Origin of the sequence: Pseudokordiimonas caeni, from assembly GCF_026719705.1 — a bacterium.
GTDB lineage: Bacteria > Pseudomonadota > Alphaproteobacteria > Sphingomonadales > Kordiimonadaceae > Gimibacter > Gimibacter caeni.
Genome location: NZ_JAPPRR010000001.1, coordinates 893,934 through 909,063 on the forward strand (window position 1 = coordinate 893,934; position 15,130 = coordinate 909,063).

15 protein-coding genes are annotated in these 15,130 nt (G+C 60.5%); 12 read left to right on the forward strand and 3 right to left on the reverse strand.

Features of this window, described 5'->3' with window-relative positions; translation table 11 throughout:
• Nucleotides 1–2: 2 nt before the first annotated feature.
• The gene (locus tag OU694_RS04040; RefSeq protein ID WP_308909689.1) at nucleotides 3–974 is read right to left on the reverse strand and encodes a DnaJ C-terminal domain-containing protein; all 972 of its coding nucleotides are present in this window, start codon (nucleotides 972–974) and stop codon (nucleotides 3–5) included.
• 110 nt (nucleotides 975–1,084) lie between these two features.
• On the opposite strand from OU694_RS04040, the gene pdxH reads away from it, so the two are divergent.
• From pdxH to OU694_RS04075, 7 genes are all read left to right on the forward strand, one after another.
• On the forward strand, nucleotides 1,085–1,687 hold the full coding sequence (gene pdxH, locus OU694_RS04045; RefSeq protein ID WP_308909690.1) for a pyridoxamine 5'-phosphate oxidase: 603 nt from the start codon (nucleotides 1,085–1,087) through the stop codon (nucleotides 1,685–1,687).
• Nucleotides 1,688–1,823: 136 nt separating this feature from the next.
• Nucleotides 1,824–3,275: a coniferyl aldehyde dehydrogenase gene (locus tag OU694_RS04050; RefSeq protein WP_308909691.1), complete on the forward strand. Its 1,452-nt coding sequence runs from the start codon at nucleotides 1,824–1,826 to the stop codon at nucleotides 3,273–3,275.
• A 10-nt stretch (nucleotides 3,276–3,285) separates the two neighbouring features.
• Nucleotides 3,286–4,443, forward strand: a complete 1,158-nt coding sequence (locus OU694_RS04055; protein ID WP_308909692.1) for an iron-containing alcohol dehydrogenase — start codon at nucleotides 3,286–3,288, stop codon at nucleotides 4,441–4,443.
• Nucleotides 4,440–4,880, forward strand: coding sequence for an acyl-CoA thioesterase (locus OU694_RS04060; protein ID WP_308909693.1), 441 nt, complete (start codon nucleotides 4,440–4,442; stop codon nucleotides 4,878–4,880). The genes OU694_RS04055 and OU694_RS04060 overlap by 4 nt, the downstream gene beginning before the upstream one ends.
• 21 nt (nucleotides 4,881–4,901) lie before the next feature.
• Complete coding sequence (locus OU694_RS04065) at nucleotides 4,902–5,705, forward strand: SDR family oxidoreductase (RefSeq protein WP_308909694.1); 804 nt, start codon at nucleotides 4,902–4,904, stop codon at nucleotides 5,703–5,705.
• Nucleotides 5,706–5,742: 37 nt separating this feature from the next.
• Entirely contained in the window at nucleotides 5,743–6,522 is a 780-nt protein-coding gene (locus OU694_RS04070; RefSeq protein ID WP_308909695.1) for a glucose 1-dehydrogenase, read from the forward strand.
• On the forward strand, nucleotides 6,519–7,595 hold the full coding sequence (locus tag OU694_RS04075; protein WP_308909696.1) for a phosphotransferase family protein: 1,077 nt from the start codon (nucleotides 6,519–6,521) through the stop codon (nucleotides 7,593–7,595). The genes OU694_RS04070 and OU694_RS04075 overlap by 4 nt, the downstream gene beginning before the upstream one ends.
• Before the next feature lie 6 nt (nucleotides 7,596–7,601).
• Here the strand turns inward: OU694_RS04075 and OU694_RS04080 are convergent, their stop codons facing one another.
• Nucleotides 7,602–8,477 carry an acyl-CoA thioesterase gene (locus OU694_RS04080; RefSeq protein WP_308909697.1) on the reverse strand — a complete coding sequence of 292 codons (876 nt, stop codon included), beginning with the start codon at nucleotides 8,475–8,477 and terminating at the stop codon, nucleotides 7,602–7,604.
• A 6-nt stretch (nucleotides 8,478–8,483) separates the two neighbouring features.
• The gene (locus OU694_RS04085; protein ID WP_308909698.1) at nucleotides 8,484–9,263 is read right to left on the reverse strand and encodes a class II aldolase/adducin family protein; all 780 of its coding nucleotides are present in this window, start codon (nucleotides 9,261–9,263) and stop codon (nucleotides 8,484–8,486) included.
• A 185-nt stretch (nucleotides 9,264–9,448) separates the two neighbouring features.
• On the opposite strand from OU694_RS04085, the gene OU694_RS04090 reads away from it, so the two are divergent.
• From OU694_RS04090 to OU694_RS04110, 5 genes are all read left to right on the forward strand, one after another.
• Nucleotides 9,449–11,200, forward strand: coding sequence for a class I adenylate-forming enzyme family protein (locus tag OU694_RS04090; RefSeq protein ID WP_308909699.1), 1,752 nt, complete (start codon nucleotides 9,449–9,451; stop codon nucleotides 11,198–11,200).
• 6 nt (nucleotides 11,201–11,206) lie between these two features.
• Nucleotides 11,207–12,436 carry an acyl-CoA dehydrogenase family protein gene (locus OU694_RS04095; protein ID WP_373460245.1) on the forward strand — a complete coding sequence of 410 codons (1,230 nt, stop codon included), beginning with the start codon at nucleotides 11,207–11,209 and terminating at the stop codon, nucleotides 12,434–12,436.
• A 19-nt stretch (nucleotides 12,437–12,455) separates the two neighbouring features.
• Nucleotides 12,456–12,920, forward strand: a complete 465-nt coding sequence (locus OU694_RS04100; RefSeq protein ID WP_289501964.1) for a MaoC family dehydratase — start codon at nucleotides 12,456–12,458, stop codon at nucleotides 12,918–12,920.
• Nucleotides 12,921–12,955: 35 nt separating this feature from the next.
• Nucleotides 12,956–13,864: an SDR family oxidoreductase gene (locus OU694_RS04105; protein WP_308909701.1), complete on the forward strand. Its 909-nt coding sequence runs from the start codon at nucleotides 12,956–12,958 to the stop codon at nucleotides 13,862–13,864.
• Between the two features lie 80 nt (nucleotides 13,865–13,944).
• Nucleotides 13,945–15,126 carry an acetyl-CoA C-acyltransferase gene (locus OU694_RS04110; RefSeq protein WP_308909702.1) on the forward strand — a complete coding sequence of 394 codons (1,182 nt, stop codon included), beginning with the start codon at nucleotides 13,945–13,947 and terminating at the stop codon, nucleotides 15,124–15,126.
• Nucleotides 15,127–15,130 lie beyond the last annotated feature (4 nt).

The window sequence follows — 15,130 nt, forward strand, 5'->3', positions numbered from 1 at the left end:
CCTCAGCTGAGGCCTGCCTTACGGCGCAGGTCAGCCCCGTTGCCACCACGCCACTGGCGGATCAGTTGCTCGAGGATCAGGTCGCGTTCAGTGGGCAGCATGACCTTGAGGATGACATACATATTGCCCACTTCATCCCGCCGCTTCACGCCCTTGCCCTTCAGGCGCAGCCGCTTGCCTGAGGAAGAACCTTTCGGGATACGGATGGTGAGGCGCCCTTTCGGGGTCGGTACCTCGATATCGCCGCCAAGGATCGCTTCATCGAGCGAGATCGGCAGTTCGAGAAGGATGTCGAGCCCGTCGCGGGTGTAATAGGGGTGCGGCGCCACGCGGATTTCGATCAGCGCGTCGCCCTTCAGCGCCGTCGCCGTGCCCGGGCCACCCTGGCCGACAAGCCGGATCACCTGACCATCCTGAATGCCCTCCGGAATCTTGATATCGACCGAGCGGCCGTCATTCAGCCGCAGGCGGCGCGTACCGCCCGAAATCGATTCCTCGAAGCCGATCGTCAGTTCGTAATTGACATCAAGGCCGCGGCGCGGGCCGCCCTTGGGCTTGGCGCCACCGGCGTCGCCAGCGGCACCCTTGCGGCCGCGCCCGCCGGAGAAACGGAAAAATTCGGAAAAGATGTCCGAGGTGTCTTCGAAATCGAAGCCTTCGCCGCTGCTGCGGCCCTTTCCGCCAAAGCCGAAGCCGCCAGCGCCTTTGCCGCCCGGCTTGGCGTACCATTCATCATGATAGGCATGGCGTTCGTTGCCCTGATCGTCGATCTCGCCGCGGTCATAACGGCCGCGCTGCGCCTCGTCGCCAAGGATATGGTAAGCGGCCGAGACTTCCTTGAACTTCTCGGCAATCGCCGCATTGTCCTTGTTGCGGTCGGGATGGTATTTCTTGGCAAGCGAACGGTAAGCCTTCTTGATGTCATCCGGGCTTGCCTGGCGCTCAACGCCGAGAATTTGATAGAGGTCTCGCATCACAAGGTGTTGTCCGTCTGATAAACTCGAATACTCTGCTTGCGCCAACCCAATATAAGATGCCATGCGTCTGCTGCAACTGACAAAACCATAGAGGGAAGTTCCCCGCCATGACAGCCCAGAATGCCACCTACACCAAACCCTTCGATCTTTTTGCGGAATGGATGAAGGAAGCCGAGGCAAACGAGCCCAATGATCCGAACGCCATGGCGCTTGCCACCGTGGACGCGGAAGGACGGCCGGGCCTGCGTATGGTGCTGCTGAAGGGCTGGGCAGAGGACGGATTCCGGTTCTTCACCAACCTCACCAGCCGCAAAGGGCGCGATCTGGCCGAGAACCAGAATGTGGCACTTCTGTTTCACTGGAAGTCGCTGCGCCGCCAGATTCGGATTGAAGGCAGCGTTTCACCGGTGACGACCGAAGAGGCCGACGAATATTTCGCCTCACGCCCGCGTGGCAGCCGGATCGGGGCCTGGGCATCGAAACAATCGGCGCCCATGGAAGGCCGGTTCGAGTTCGAGGGACGCATCGCAAAATATACGGCCGAATATGCAGTGGGTGAAATTCCAAGGCCGGATTTCTGGTCCGGTTATCTGGTGACGCCGAAGCGTTTTGAATTCTGGATGGACCGGCCTTTTCGCCTGCATGACCGGCATCAGTATGATTTGGCTGACGACGGCAAAGGTTGGACGGTTACCACTCTTTATCCTTGATTGCGGATGAATTACGACTCGCAATCCGAATCGAAATGAGTGATTCGGTTTTTCGGCCCTTCTTCCCTTTTTCATACTTGGCAGTACAGATTTTGACGCTTAATCTGGACTTTCAAATCCTGGGAGGGGAAGTGAGATGGATGGCATGCAGCCTGCCGGTACGCCGGCCGAGACGATCCGCGAAATTCTGAACGCACAGCGCAAGGCCTATCTGGCTGAAGGCGAGGTCACGCTCGAGGCGCGCCTCGACCGGCTGAAGCGCGCCCGTGCCGTGCTGATGGACAACAAGGATACCTTCATCCGCCTGATTTCCGAGGATTTCGGCAATCGCTCGGGCGATACGACGCTCTTTGCCGATATCGTAGGCAGCCACGGGGCGCTTTCGGATGCCATCAAACATACCGCCAAATGGATGAAGCCCGAACGTCGCGGCTTGCCGTTCCCGCTGGGCCTCCTTGGCGCGAAGGCGCAGGTGGTGCCGCAGCCGAAGGGCGTTGTCGGCCTCATCACCCCCTGGAACTTCCCGCTGACGATGGTGTTTGTGCCGCTAGCCCAGATGCTGGCGGCCGGCAACCGGGTTGTCATCAAGCCGTCCGAATGGACGCCAAAGACATCCGAATTCCTGAAGGAAGCCTTTACCAAGGCCTTTGACCGCACCGAAGTGGCTGTGGTGACGGGCGGCGTGGAAACGAGCCAGGCTTTCGCCTCGCAGCGTTGGGACCATCTGATGTTCACGGGCGCCCCAGCGGTCGGCAAGCTTATCATGCGCGCGGCGTCCGAGAACCTCGTGCCCGTGACGCTTGAACTCGGCGGCAAGAGCCCGGTTGTGGTTGGCCGTTCGGCAGACATTGCGGAAACCGCCGAGCGTGTGGCGGTGTTCAAGCATATGAACGCCGGCCAGATCTGCCTCGCGCCCGATTATCTGAATGTGGCGGAAGAACAGCGTGACGCGTTTGTTGAAAGCTACACCAAGACGGTCGAGGGCATGTATCCGACCATGCTGGCGAACGAGCAATATACCTCGATCATCACACCGCGGCACCGCGAACGGCTGGAAGGCTATATCGCCGACGCCCGCGCCAAGGGCGCCGATGTGCGGATCATCAATCCGGCGGACGAGAATTTCGAAGGCCAGAACCAGACGAACAAGCTGCCGTCTGCCCTCATCCTCAACCCCACCGACGACATGAAGGTGATGCAGGAAGAGATTTTCGGCCCCATTCTGCCGGTGCGCACCTACAAAGAGGTGGATGAGGTCATCGACTATGTGAATGACCGCGAACGTCCGCTCGCGCTCTATTACATGGGCAATGACGACGCCGAGCAGAAAAAGGTCGTCACCCGCACCACCTCCGGCGGGGTGACGGTGAATGACTGCCTGTGGCACGGCGCCCACGAAACGCTGCCTTTCGGCGGTGTGGGCAACAGTGGCATCGGTTGCTATCACGGTTATGACGGCTTCAAGGAATTCAGCCATATGAAGCCGGTGCTGAAGCACCCCAAACGTAGCATTGGCCGGCTGATGGGGATTGTGCCGCCCTATACCGACAAGCTGAAGAAAATGATGGCAATGCAGCTGAAGAAGTAAGGGCAGGCATGTGACTGACCTTGGCTTCCAGTTCCGCACGGTCGGCGCCGTTCTCTGTGAAGACGGCGCCGCTTCCCGCCTTGGCGAAATCCTCGCCGCACGGTTCGACCGCGCGCCGGTGCTGGTCGTCACCGACCCCGGCATCATCAAACTCGGCCTCGCCGGGCCTGCTATCGCCTCTCTGGAGGTGGTGGGCTTCAAACCTGCTGTTTTTGATGCCGTCACTGCAGATCCTGCGGACAGCGTTGTGCTGGCTGCCACGGAAGCCGCAACTCGGCACGGTGCCGGAATAATTGTGGGCTTCGGCGGCGGCAGTTCGATGGATGTGGCGAAGCTTGTTGCCGTCCTCGCCAAGGGGCGTGAAAAGCTTGCTGACATCTACGGCCTCGACAAGATCAAATCGGGCCGCCTGCCGCTTGTGCAGGTGCCGACGACCGCTGGCACGGGCTCGGAAGTCACGTCGGTAGCGATTGTAACGACCGGCGAGACGACCAAGGCAGGCGTGGGCTCGCCTGTACTGCTGGCCGACCTCGCGCTTCTCGATGCCACGCTGACGACCGGCTTGCCGCGCCATGTGACGGCGGCAACCGGGATCGACGCGATGGTGCATGCGATTGAAGCCTTCACCAGCCGCATCAAAAAGAATCCGGTGTCCGATGCCTATGCCCGGCAGGCGCTGAAGATGCTCGGTAGCAACCTTCTCAAAGCCTGCGGGAATGAGGTGTCGTTCGATGCCCGCCGTGCCATGCTGACGGGGGCGATGCTGGCCGGTACTGCCTTCGCGAATGCGCCGGTGGCGGCCGTTCATGCGCTCGCGTACCCGGTGGGCGGCATTTTCCATGTGCCGCATGGGCTTTCAAACGCGCTGGTGCTGCCGCATGTGATGCGCTTCAACCTGCCGGCAGCTTTCGAATTTTACGGCGAGCTTGCCGCTGATCTGGGTCTCGCGGGCGACACGACCCCGGCGCGCGCCGAAGCGCTGATCGAATGGCTGGAAGGCTTGATCGAGGCGACCGGCATCGAACGGCGCTTGCGTGAAGTGGGTGTTGCGGAGAATGATGTGGAAAGGCTGGCGGAAGACGCGATGCTGCAGACCCGCCTTCTCGTCAATAATCCGCGCGAGGTGACCCTGTCTGACGCCCGTGCCATCTATGAGGCCGCCTGGTGACATCTGAACGTCCGACTTTCCGCCCGCTCGATGCCTTTCCGGTGCGAGCCCCGGTCCAGACGCGCTGGGACGATAACGACATCTACGGCCATGTAAATAACGTGGTCTATTACAGCTATTTCGATACGGTGGTGAACCGCCACCTGATCGAGGCGGGGGCACTTGATATCCACGCGGGTGAGGTGATCGGCCTTGTGGTGGAAACCGGCTGCCGCTACCGCGCACCGCTTGCCTTCCCCGAGCCCGTGACCGCGGGCATGGGAGTTGCCCATATCGGGCGCTCAAGCGTGCGATACGAGATTGGCCTCTACGGCGCTGACCTTACTGAGGCGGCGGCAGAAGGCTTTTTCATTCATGTTTATGTGGACCGCACGACGCGGCGTCCGACCGAACTGCCTGCGCGGTTCCGCGAGGTGCTGGAAGCCGCAAGGTTCTGATCCGTTTCCGGGGAGGGAAGTATGGACGTCAAAGACAAGGTCATCATCATCACGGGCGGTGCCAGCGGCATCGGCAAAGCGCTCGCCGAGTTGTTCGCCAAGGAAGGCGCCAGGGCGATTGCCGTGACCGACGTCAATCAGGAAGGCGTCGACGCCGTTGCCAAGGGCATTGGCGCGGTCGCCATCCCCTACGTGATGGATGTGACGAGCGAAGCTGCCGTGAAGGCGGTCGTCGATGAGATGACGGCCAAGTTCGGCGGGGTCGACCTTTATGTCTCGAACGCCGGTATCCTGTTCTCGGACGCACCGGACTGGACGGCGATCAGCCAGTCGGAAGCCCAGTGGGACAAGATCTGGAAAGTGAATGTCTATGCCCATGTGATCGCCTGCCGCGCCGTGTTGCCGCAGATGCGGGAGCGCAAATCGGGCGGCATCCTGATCACAGCGTCGGCCGCGGGCCTCCTGTCACAGATTGGCGACACCAGCTATTCCACCACCAAGCATGCCGCGGTCGGCTTTGCCGAAAGCCTGGCGATCAGTCACGGCGACGATGGCATCTGGGTCGGCGCACTTTGCCCGCAGGCGGTAGATACCGCGATGGTGCGGGGTGCGCGTGACAGCTCGGCCACGCTCGATGGTGTGATGCCCGCCGAAGAACTGGCCAAACGTACGCTTGCCGCCATACGCGAAGGCCGCTTCATGATCCGCCCGCATGAGGAAGTGGAAAGCTATTTCAAGCACAAGGCGGAAAATTACGACCGCTGGGTCGGCGGCATGCGCAAGCTGCGCCGCCTGCAGATGGAAAAGACCGGCCGCCCGATCTGAGGCAGCTTTGAAGGGATACGACACCGGGGAGGGTGACATGGACTATACGAAACTGATGGATTTCACCGGCAAGACTGTTCTGGTTTCCGGTGCCTCGCGCGGGATAGGCGAGCAGATCGTGCGCGGCTTTGCCGCGAACGGCGCCAAAGTGATCGTTTCCTCGCGCGATCAGGCTGCCTGCGAAGCGGTGGCGGCCAGCATCCGGGAAGTCGGCGGTGACGCTGTCGCCAAGGCAGCGCACGCCGGCCATATGGAAGCGGTGAATGCGCTTTTCGACTGGATCGAGGCCGAGTTCGGCGGGCTTGATGTGCTGGTCAATTGCGGGGGTACCAACCCCTTCTTCGGGCTGATCGGCGACACACCGGAAGCGGCGTTCGACAAGACAATTGATGTGAACCTCAAAGGGCCCTTCTATATGTCGTCCCGCGCGGTGAAGCAGATGCAGAAGCGTGGCGGCGGCGCCATCGTCAATGTGGCCTCAATCAACGGCATCCGCCCCGGCAACCTGCAGGGCATCTATTCGATGACGAAGGCCGCCATGATCAACATGACGCTTTCCTACGCCCGCGAATATGGCAAAGACGGCATTCGCGTGAACGCGATCTGCCCCGGCTTCATCGCCACCAAGATGACCTCCGTTTTCCAGCAAAATGACGAGCTGATGGACAAGATCACGTCCGCCTTCCCGATCCCGCGTGTGGGCCAGCCGGAAGACATGGTGGCGGGTGTGCTGTATCTTGCTTCTGACGCCGCAGGCTTCACCACGGGCACCACGCTTGTGATGGACGGAGGCTACACCACGGGAGGCGGGATGTGAGTGACGCGACCAACAAGAAAATCGATGTGAGGCCCGGCGAAGAACTGAATGCTGCTGAAATCGACGCCTTCCTGAAGGCGCGGATCGGTGGCCTGAAGGGCGAACCGCTTATTCGCCAGTTCGCGAGCGGGCATTCCAATCTCACCTATTCGATTGTGTATGAGAACAAGCGGCTGGTGCTGCGCCGCCCACCCTTCGGCACGCGGCCCAAATCCGGCCACAGCATGATCCGCGAATTTCGCGTGATGAATGCCTTGAAGCCCGTTTATCCGGCTGTTCCCATCACGCACTTCCATGTGCCGGACGAGGAAAGCCCCTTGGGCGTTGAGTTCTATGTGATGGACGAGGTCGAGGGCTACAAGATCGACCGCGACATGCCGGCGGGCCTCAATTTCGATGCCGCCAAGAACCGGGCGCTTTGCGAATCCTTTTTCGAGAAGCTGATTGAACTGCATGCCGTGGATTTCAAGGCCATCGGCCTTGGTGATTTCGGACACCCGGAAGGCTATGTCGAACGCCAGATCAAGGGCTGGAATGGCCGCTACGAGAAGGTCATCACCGATGACGTCGAGGACTTTGCCGATGTGCGCGGCTGGCTTGAGGCCAAAATGCCGGCGGGCGAGGTGGGTCATGCCATCGTGCACGGCGATTACCGGCTTGATAACGCCATTCTCAATCTGGCCGATCCCCTGAAGATCGAGGCTATCCTCGATTGGGAAATCAGTGCGCTTGGCGATCCGCTGATGGACCTTGGCAATACGCTTGCCTACTGGTCACAGGCGGGCGACCCGGGCAATATCCTTGCGATGCGGATGCAGCCCTCAAACGCGCCGGGCATGATGACGCGGCGCGAGATCGTCGATTTCTATCAGGCCAAAACCGGCATCGATTGCAGCCATTTCGATTTCTATCTGATCGCCGGCGTTTTCCGGCTCGCCGTGATCCTGCAGCAGATTTATTACCGCTACTATCACGGCCAGACGCAGAACAAGGCGTTTTCGACCTTCGGCGAACGCACAAATGCGCTTGGGCGCTATGCCCGGTCATTGATCGAAGGATCGAATATCCGCTAGTGCGGCTCAGGCTTTGGGCTCGTCCGAGCTCTTCAACCGGATGAGCCCTTCCTGCGCGGTAGAGGCGATCAGCGTGCCGTCGCGGCGATAGATATTGCCGCGGCAGAGTCCCCGCCCGGATTTCATCCATAGGCCCTCGGTTTCATAATAAAGCCAGTCGTCCACCCGGAAGTCGGTGGTGCGGAACCACATGGCATGATCAAGGCTTGCCAGCCGGCCGACAGTCGGGTGCGAAGGCAGGATGCCGTGGGGGCGCAAGAGCGACGACATGAAGCCGAAATCGGAAATATAGGCAAGTAACCGCTCGTGCAGGGCTGGGTCGTCACCGATGGTGCCGCGAAGCCTGAGCCAGTGGCCGCCTTTCGCGGGCATCGGCTTGGGATCGTCCACGTCCACTGGCGTCACTGCGCGAGCCTCGAACGGCAGGTGTTGGAACGGGTCTTCGTCGCGCTTGAATAGCCGGATGAAGCGGCCGTAATAGCCCGCGCCATAGGGCAGGGTGTCAGGGTCCGGCACTTCGGGCATCTGCGGCTGGTGCTCGTAGCCGGGCTCGCCCGCATGGAACGACAGGCCGATCGAATAGATGGCCTGATGGTCCTGATAGGCGACAACCCGGCGGGATGAGAAGCTGCGTCCGTCGCGCAAAACATCGACGGAATAGCTGATCGGCAGGTCGGCTTTGCCGGCGCGCAGGAAATAACTGTGCAGACTGTGGAGGCTGAGGCTCTTGTCCACGGTGCGGGTGGCGGCATCCACCGCCTGTGCCAGCACATGGCCGCCGAAGACATGACGGTTCGGCCAGTCGTTCGGCTGGCCGTGATAGTTCAAAGGCTCAACCTCGCTGATCGCAAGATTGTCCAGGATGGCGGCAAGATCGGTCATAAAGCCTCAGTCGCGGTAGCTTGTGTCGGTACGGTCCAGTTTGCGCATCAGGGCAGGCAGGACCAGCATGTCGGCGCCCGAAGCCCCGGCCACGGTGCGCAGGTCGCGGACCGTATTGTCGATGGCTTCCTGGCTTGGGTGATGAATCGGCACGCCGGCACACTGGGTAAGGATCTGGATGCGGCAGGCCTTTTCAAGGAAGAACATCAGCTCGAACGCCTGGCCGACCGTTTTGGCCACAGTGAGTGTGCCGTGGTTCCTCAGAATCATTGCCTGCTTGTTGCCAAGATCCTTCACCAACCGGGTCTTCTCGTCGTCGCGCACGGCAAGTCCTTCGAAATCGTGATAGGCGACCGTCATCCAGGCCGGGATCGAGCTTTGGGCGAAAGGCTGCAGGCCGTCCTTCTGGTTCGATACGGCAATGCCATAGTCGGTGTGAAGGTGCAGCACGCATCCGGCCTCGTCGCTTGCCTGATGGATCGCCGAATGGATGACGAAGCCAGCCTTGTTCACCATGAAGGGGGTATCGAGGATCTTGTCGCCGTTGAGATCGACCTTGACGAGGCTCGAGGCCGTGATTTCATCGAACATCAGGCCGAGCGGGTTAAGGAGGAAATGATGGTCGCCCCCCGGCACCTTCGCCGAGATATGGGTATAGATCAGATCATCCCAGCCGTGCATCGCACACAGGCGATAAGCAGCGGCAAGCTCGACCCGCACTTTCCATTCCTCTTCGGAAACCTTGTCGCGAACCGACGGGATTTCCAGCATTCCGGTCTTTTTCATGGTGTCTCTCCCATTCCCCAGTGTGCTCAGGCTGCCTGAGCAAATCTCCCTGTTCAAGCGTCTTTGACGGCCCTGCTGCCGAAAGCGCTTGAATATCCGTCAGGTCACTTTAAACATATTTTGGACTTTGTGGTCTGAAAATGTTTTCCAGACCATCAACAGCCACTGGATTTGGGGAGGTCCGCTTGCTGTCAGAACTCGTTTTGCCGCCTGCTGTTGCAGGTGAACCTGTCGATGCCACCATGCTGCGTATCATGGACGCTGTGCCGATGTTTGCCCGTGGCAAGCGGGAACGGGACGGTGTCTCCTACGATGTTTTCGAGCATTGCCCGCCGAGTCTCAGGGAAATGTTCATGATCATGATGACGCATGCAGAGAAGGAATATCTCGTCTGCGGGGATGACCGGCTGACTTTCCGGGACACGCTCGACCGCGCGGCGCGCTTCGCGCAGGCGCTGGTTGGCGAATATAGTCTCAAGAAGGGCCAGCCCGTCGGCCTTGCCATGCGGAACAATGCCGAATGGGTGATCGCCTATATGGGCATCATCGCAGCTGGCGGCGTTGTGGTTGCCATGAATGCATGGTGGGGTACCGAGGAGCTTGAATGGGCGGTTGACGATAGCGGCGCCCGGCTGTTGGTCGTCGATCAGGACCGCGCCGACCGGCTGCAGGCACGCCATGCCAAGGACAAGGATGTCCAGTTCATCATGGTGCGTGGGAAAAGCGGTGGCGAGCGGGTCCGCAATTTCGCGGAATTCATGGATTACGGCTCCCCGATGGCCTTCCCGCCGGTGGAGTTGGGGCCAACCGATGATGCCATGATCGTTTTCACCTCGGGTTCCAGCGGTTTCCCCAAAGGGGCTGTTTCGACGCATGAGGCCATCGCCCATGTGCTGCTCACATGGATGGTGATCGCCATGGCGCTGAAATCGCAGGCAGCGGCAAACGGCCAGCCGGTGCCGGACGACTACCAGCCCGTGATGCTGGTGGCAGTGCCTTTCTTCCATGTGACCGGCCTTGTGCCGGTGATGCTGGTCTCCGCGATGATCGGCCGCAAGCTCGTGCTGATGCACAAATGGGATGTGAAGACGGCGTTTGAGCTGATCGAGCGCGAGGGCGTGACCGGCATGACCGGCGTGCCGACCATGTCTTATGAACTCGCTGCCTCGCCGCTGCGCAAGGATTATGACCTGTCGACTCTGGTGGATCTTGGCGGCGGCGGTGCTGCCCGCCCGCCGGAGCATGTGAAGCTGATCAAGGAATCTTTCAAGGAAGTCCGTGTCGGTATTGGCTACGGCCTTACCGAAACCAATTCGCTGACCGCGATGCTGTCGGGGGATGAATATGTTGCGCGGCCGAATTCGACCGGCAAACCGACGCCGCCGACCGTGCAGGTTAAGATCATGGGCGCGGACGGCAAGGAGATGCCGACCGGTGAAAACGGCGAAATCTGGATCAAGACCATTGCCAATGTACGCGGCTACTGGAAACGGCCGGAAGAAACGGCCCGTGCCTTCACGGATGGATGGTTTCATTCGGGCGACATCGGACATCTGGACAAGGACGGATATCTCTATATCGTCGACCGCCTGAAAGACATCATCATCCGGGGCGGCGAGAATATCAGCACCCTTGAAGTCGAAGGCGTGCTGCACGCCCACCCGGCGGTTGAAGATGTGATGGTGTTCAGCCTGCCGGATGAACGCCTTGGGGAGATTGTAGGCGCGGTACTGGTGATACCGGACGAGACAGTGTCGGTCGAGGACATCAAGGCGGAAGCTGCAAAGCATCTGGCCTATTATAAATTGCCGGAAAAGGTCTGGCGCACGGCTGAGCCGTTGCCGCAGATCGCCTCGGGCAAGATCGACCGCAGCGGTATCCGGAGTTTCTACCGCGCCGCCTATGCTGACGAGATGAAGAAAGTGGGAGGAAAGTGAATGTCGATGGATCTGGGGATCACGAAGCGGGCCGACGAGCTCAGGACAAAGGTACGCACCTTCATTGATGAAAAGGTGCTGCCGCTCGAAGACGAATATCATTCTGAAGTTGGCAAGCTTGGTGACCGGTTCCAGTTCACCGACCGCATGACCGAAATCCTTGAAACGCTGAAGGCGGAAGCCAAGAAAGCCGGCCTCTGGAATTTCTGGCTGACCGATAGCGAGCGTGGCTACGGCCTCAGCACAGTGGAATATGCCTATCTCGCCGAGGAAATGGGCCGGTCGCACTTGGCCGCTGAATGCTTCAACTGCTCGGCGCCCGACACCGGCAACATGGAAGTGTTGGAACGCTACGGCAGCGAAGAGCACAAGAAGAAATGGCTGGCGCCGCTTCTTGAGGGCAAAATCCGCTCGGCCTATGTGATGACCGAGCCGGGCGTGGCGTCGTCGGATGCAACCAACATTTCGCTGACAGCCGAGCTTGACGGCGACGAATGGGTGCTGAACGGCGAGAAATACTGGGCTTCGGGCGCCGGTGACCCGCGCTGCCAGATTTTCATCGTGATGACCTGCACCGACAAGGACGCGCCGCGCCATGCGCGTCATTCCATGATCCTTGTGGAGCGTGGCACGCCGGGCGTTGAAATCCTGCGTCCCATGATGGTGTTCGGCCATGACGATGCGCCGCACGGCCACATGCATATCCGCTTCACCAATGTCCGCGTGCCGAAGGATAACCTGATCCTCGGTGTGGGGCGCGGTTTTGAAGTGGCGCAAGGCCGCCTCGGGCCCGGCCGTATCCACCATTGCATGCGCTCGATCGGGGCTGCTGAACGCGCGCTTGATCTGCTGTGCAAGCGGGCGATGACGCGCGAAGCCTTCGGCAAGCCGCTCGCCAAGCTTGGCGCCAACTATGACATCATTGCCGAATGCCGGATCGAGATCGAAATGGCACGGCTCCTGTGCCTGCGTGCCGCCCACATGATGGACACGCTCGGCACCGAAGCGGCCCAGCCCTATATCTCGCAGATCAAGGTGGTGGCACCCCGGATGGCCTGCAAGGTGATCGACGAGGCGATGCAGATGCATGGCGGCGCCGGCATCAGCCAGGATTTCCCGCTTGCCAATATGTGGCACGGCCAGCGCACGCTCCGCTTTGCCGACGGTCCGGATGCCGTGCACCGGATGGTGATCGCGCGTACCGAACTCAAAAAATATCGCTCGAACAGCGTTTGATCCGAGAGAGGACCGAGACATGGCAATTGTCGTCAAGCCCGAAGCCCTGAATGATTATATCGGCAAGGAAACCGGCGTTTCCGACTGGTTCCTTGTGGATCAGGACAGGATCAACAAGTTCGCCGATGTGACGCTGGATCACCAGTTCATCCATATCGACCCCGAGCGCGCGAAGGCCACGCCCTTCGGCACCACCATCGCGCACGGCTTCCTTACCCTGTCGTTGTTGGCCTATCTTGCCGGCCCGCAGAATTTGCAGGTCGAGGGCACCGTGATGGGCATCAACTACGGGATGGAGAAACTGCGGTTCCTCAGTCCTGTGAAGGTGAATTCGCGCATCCGGGCGCGGGTGAAGCTGATGGAAGTGTCGCCGAAGCCCGGCGGCCGCTATCTTCTCAAAAATGAGATCACCGTGGACATCGAAGGCGAGGACAAACCCGCCCTGATCACGGAATGGCTGACCCTCATCCAGGTCGCCGGTTAATCATCCCCCAATAAGACTTCAAGGAGCTTCCAGAAATGACGATCAGGTTTGACGGCCAGGTGGCCATCGTGACGGGCGCCGGCAACGGTCTTGGCCGCAGCCACGCCCTGCAACTGGCCGCGCGCGGCGCCAAGGTGGTGGTCAATGACCTCGGCGGCAGCGTGCACGGCGAGGGCGGCTCGGTTTCGGCAGCCCAGGCCGTGGTGGACGAGATCGTCGCGGCGGGCGGCGAGGCGATGGCGCACGGTGCCAACGTCTGCAAGGCCGATGAAGTCGCCGACATGGTCAAGGCGACCATGGCGAAGTGGGGCCGCATCGACATTCTGGTCAATAACGCCGGTATCCTGCGTGACAAAAGCTTCGCCAAGATGGAAGAGAGCGATTGGGACGCTGTGATCGCCGTGCACCTGAAGGGCTCGGAAGTCTGCACCAAGGCGGTGTGGGAAATCATGCGCGAGCAGAATTACGGACGCATCATCATGACGACCTCGTCGTCGGGGCTTTATGGCAACTTTGGCCAGTCCAACTATGGCGCCGCCAAGATGGCTCTTGTAGGTTTCATGAACACGCTGTGCCTTGAGGGTGCGAAGTATAATATCAACGTCAACTGCCTGTCGCCGGTGGCGGCCACACGGATGACCGAAAACCTGATGCCGGAAGAGATGCTCGCGGCTCTGAAGCCCGAGCTTGTCACGCCGGCGGTGCTGTTCATGGCCTCCAAGGAAGGCCCGAACCGCGCAGTGATCGCAGCAGGTGCGGGCGGCTTTGCCCGCGCCGTGGTGTTGGAAACAGAAGGGATGGCATTCCGCGAAGAGGATGCTACACCGGAGAATATCGCGGCCAATTGGGGGACAATTGCAGATGCCGCGACGGGCAAGGAATACAAGGGTGGCAATGAACAGACCATCAAGTTCCTGACCAACGCCCAGAAGGTGCGCGGCTGAGGCCGCCTGTCTTCGAAGCTATTGTGAAAGAGCGCGGCTGAGGCCGCGCGCGTTCAACCGAATTCAGGGGAGTTAAATCCATGCGTGACGCAGTCATCGTATCCACCGCTCGTACGCCCATCGGCCGCGCCTACAAAGGCGCTTTCAATGCCACCCATTCGCCCACCATGGGCGGCCATGCCATCGAACATGCTGTCAAGCGTGCCGGTATCGATGGCGCCGAAGTTGAAGACGTGATCATGGGCTGCGCCCTGCCGCAAGGCACCTCGGGCGTCAATGTCGGCCGCAACGCCGCACTCCGCGCCGGCCTGCCGGTCACCGTTTCGGGCATGACGATGGACCGTCAGTGCTCGTCCGGCATGATGGCCATCGCCACCGCCGCCAAGCAGATCATCCATGACGGCATGGATGTCACCGTGGGCGCAGGCCTCGAGCAGATCTCGCTTGTCCAGAACGACAAGATGAACCGCTACGAACTGATCGATAAAAGCCTCGTCGCCATGCACAAGGACATCTACATGCCCATGCTGCAGACGGCCGAGGTTGTCGCCAAGCGTTACGGCATCAGCCGCGAAGCCATGGACGAATATGGCTACCAGTCGCAGATGCGCACGGCGGCCGCGCAGGCTGCTGGCAAGTTTGATGACGAGATCGTGCCGTTGCCTACGAAAATGGGCGTGATGAACAAGGAAACCGGCGCCGTCGAGTTCAAGGATGTGACGCTCGCGAAAGACGAGGGCAACCGCCCGGAAACCACGCTTGAAGGCCTCTCCGGCCTGAAGACCGTGATCGAAGGCGGCACCATCACGGCAGGTAACGCAAGCCAGCTTTCGGACGGCGCATCGGCGAGCGTGCTGATGGAAGCCAAACTGGCCGAAAAGCGCGGCCTCGCGCCCCTTGGCCGCTATGTTGGTATCGCTGTTGCAGGTTGTGAGCCCGACGAGATGGGCATCGGCCCCGTGTTCGCCGTGCCGAAGCTTCTGAAAGCCAATGGCCTGAAGATGGATGACATCGGCCTCTGGGAACTCAACGAGGCTTTCGCCGTGCAGGTCCTTTACTGCCGCGACAAGCTCGGTATCCCGGACGAGCTCCTGAACGTCAATGGTGGGGCCATCTCGATCGGCCACCCCTATGGCATGTCGGGCGCGCGGATGGTTGGCCATGCGCTCATCGAAGGCAAGCGCCGTGGTGCCAAATACGTTGTCTGCACCATGTGTGTGGGCGGCGGCATGGGGGCTGCCGGCCTCTTTGAAGTCCTGTGATCGA

Excerpts from the sequence above, each read along its gene's own strand:
- pdxH (WP_308909690.1), top strand. The coding sequence starts at position 1,085 with ATGACAGCCCAGAATGCCACCTACACCAAACCCTTCGATCTTTTTGCG.
- OU694_RS04110 (WP_308909702.1), top strand. The coding sequence starts at position 13,945 with ATGCGTGACGCAGTCATCGTATCCACCGCTCGTACGCCCATCGGCCGC.
- OU694_RS04105 (WP_308909701.1), top strand. The coding sequence starts at position 12,956 with ATGACGATCAGGTTTGACGGCCAGGTGGCCATCGTGACGGGCGCCGGC.
- OU694_RS04085 (WP_308909698.1), bottom strand. The coding sequence starts at position 9,263 with ATGAAAAAGACCGGAATGCTGGAAATCCCGTCGGTTCGCGACAAGGTT.
- OU694_RS04040 (WP_308909689.1), bottom strand. The coding sequence starts at position 974 with ATGCGAGACCTCTATCAAATTCTCGGCGTTGAGCGCCAGGCAAGCCCG.
- OU694_RS04095 (WP_373460245.1), top strand. The coding sequence starts at position 11,207 with ATGGATCTGGGGATCACGAAGCGGGCCGACGAGCTCAGGACAAAGGTA.
- OU694_RS04070 (WP_308909695.1), top strand. The coding sequence starts at position 5,743 with ATGGACTATACGAAACTGATGGATTTCACCGGCAAGACTGTTCTGGTT.
- OU694_RS04050 (WP_308909691.1), top strand. The coding sequence starts at position 1,824 with ATGGATGGCATGCAGCCTGCCGGTACGCCGGCCGAGACGATCCGCGAA.
- OU694_RS04080 (WP_308909697.1), bottom strand. The coding sequence starts at position 8,477 with ATGACCGATCTTGCCGCCATCCTGGACAATCTTGCGATCAGCGAGGTT.
- OU694_RS04100 (WP_289501964.1), top strand. The coding sequence starts at position 12,456 with ATGGCAATTGTCGTCAAGCCCGAAGCCCTGAATGATTATATCGGCAAG.
- OU694_RS04065 (WP_308909694.1), top strand. The coding sequence starts at position 4,902 with ATGGACGTCAAAGACAAGGTCATCATCATCACGGGCGGTGCCAGCGGC.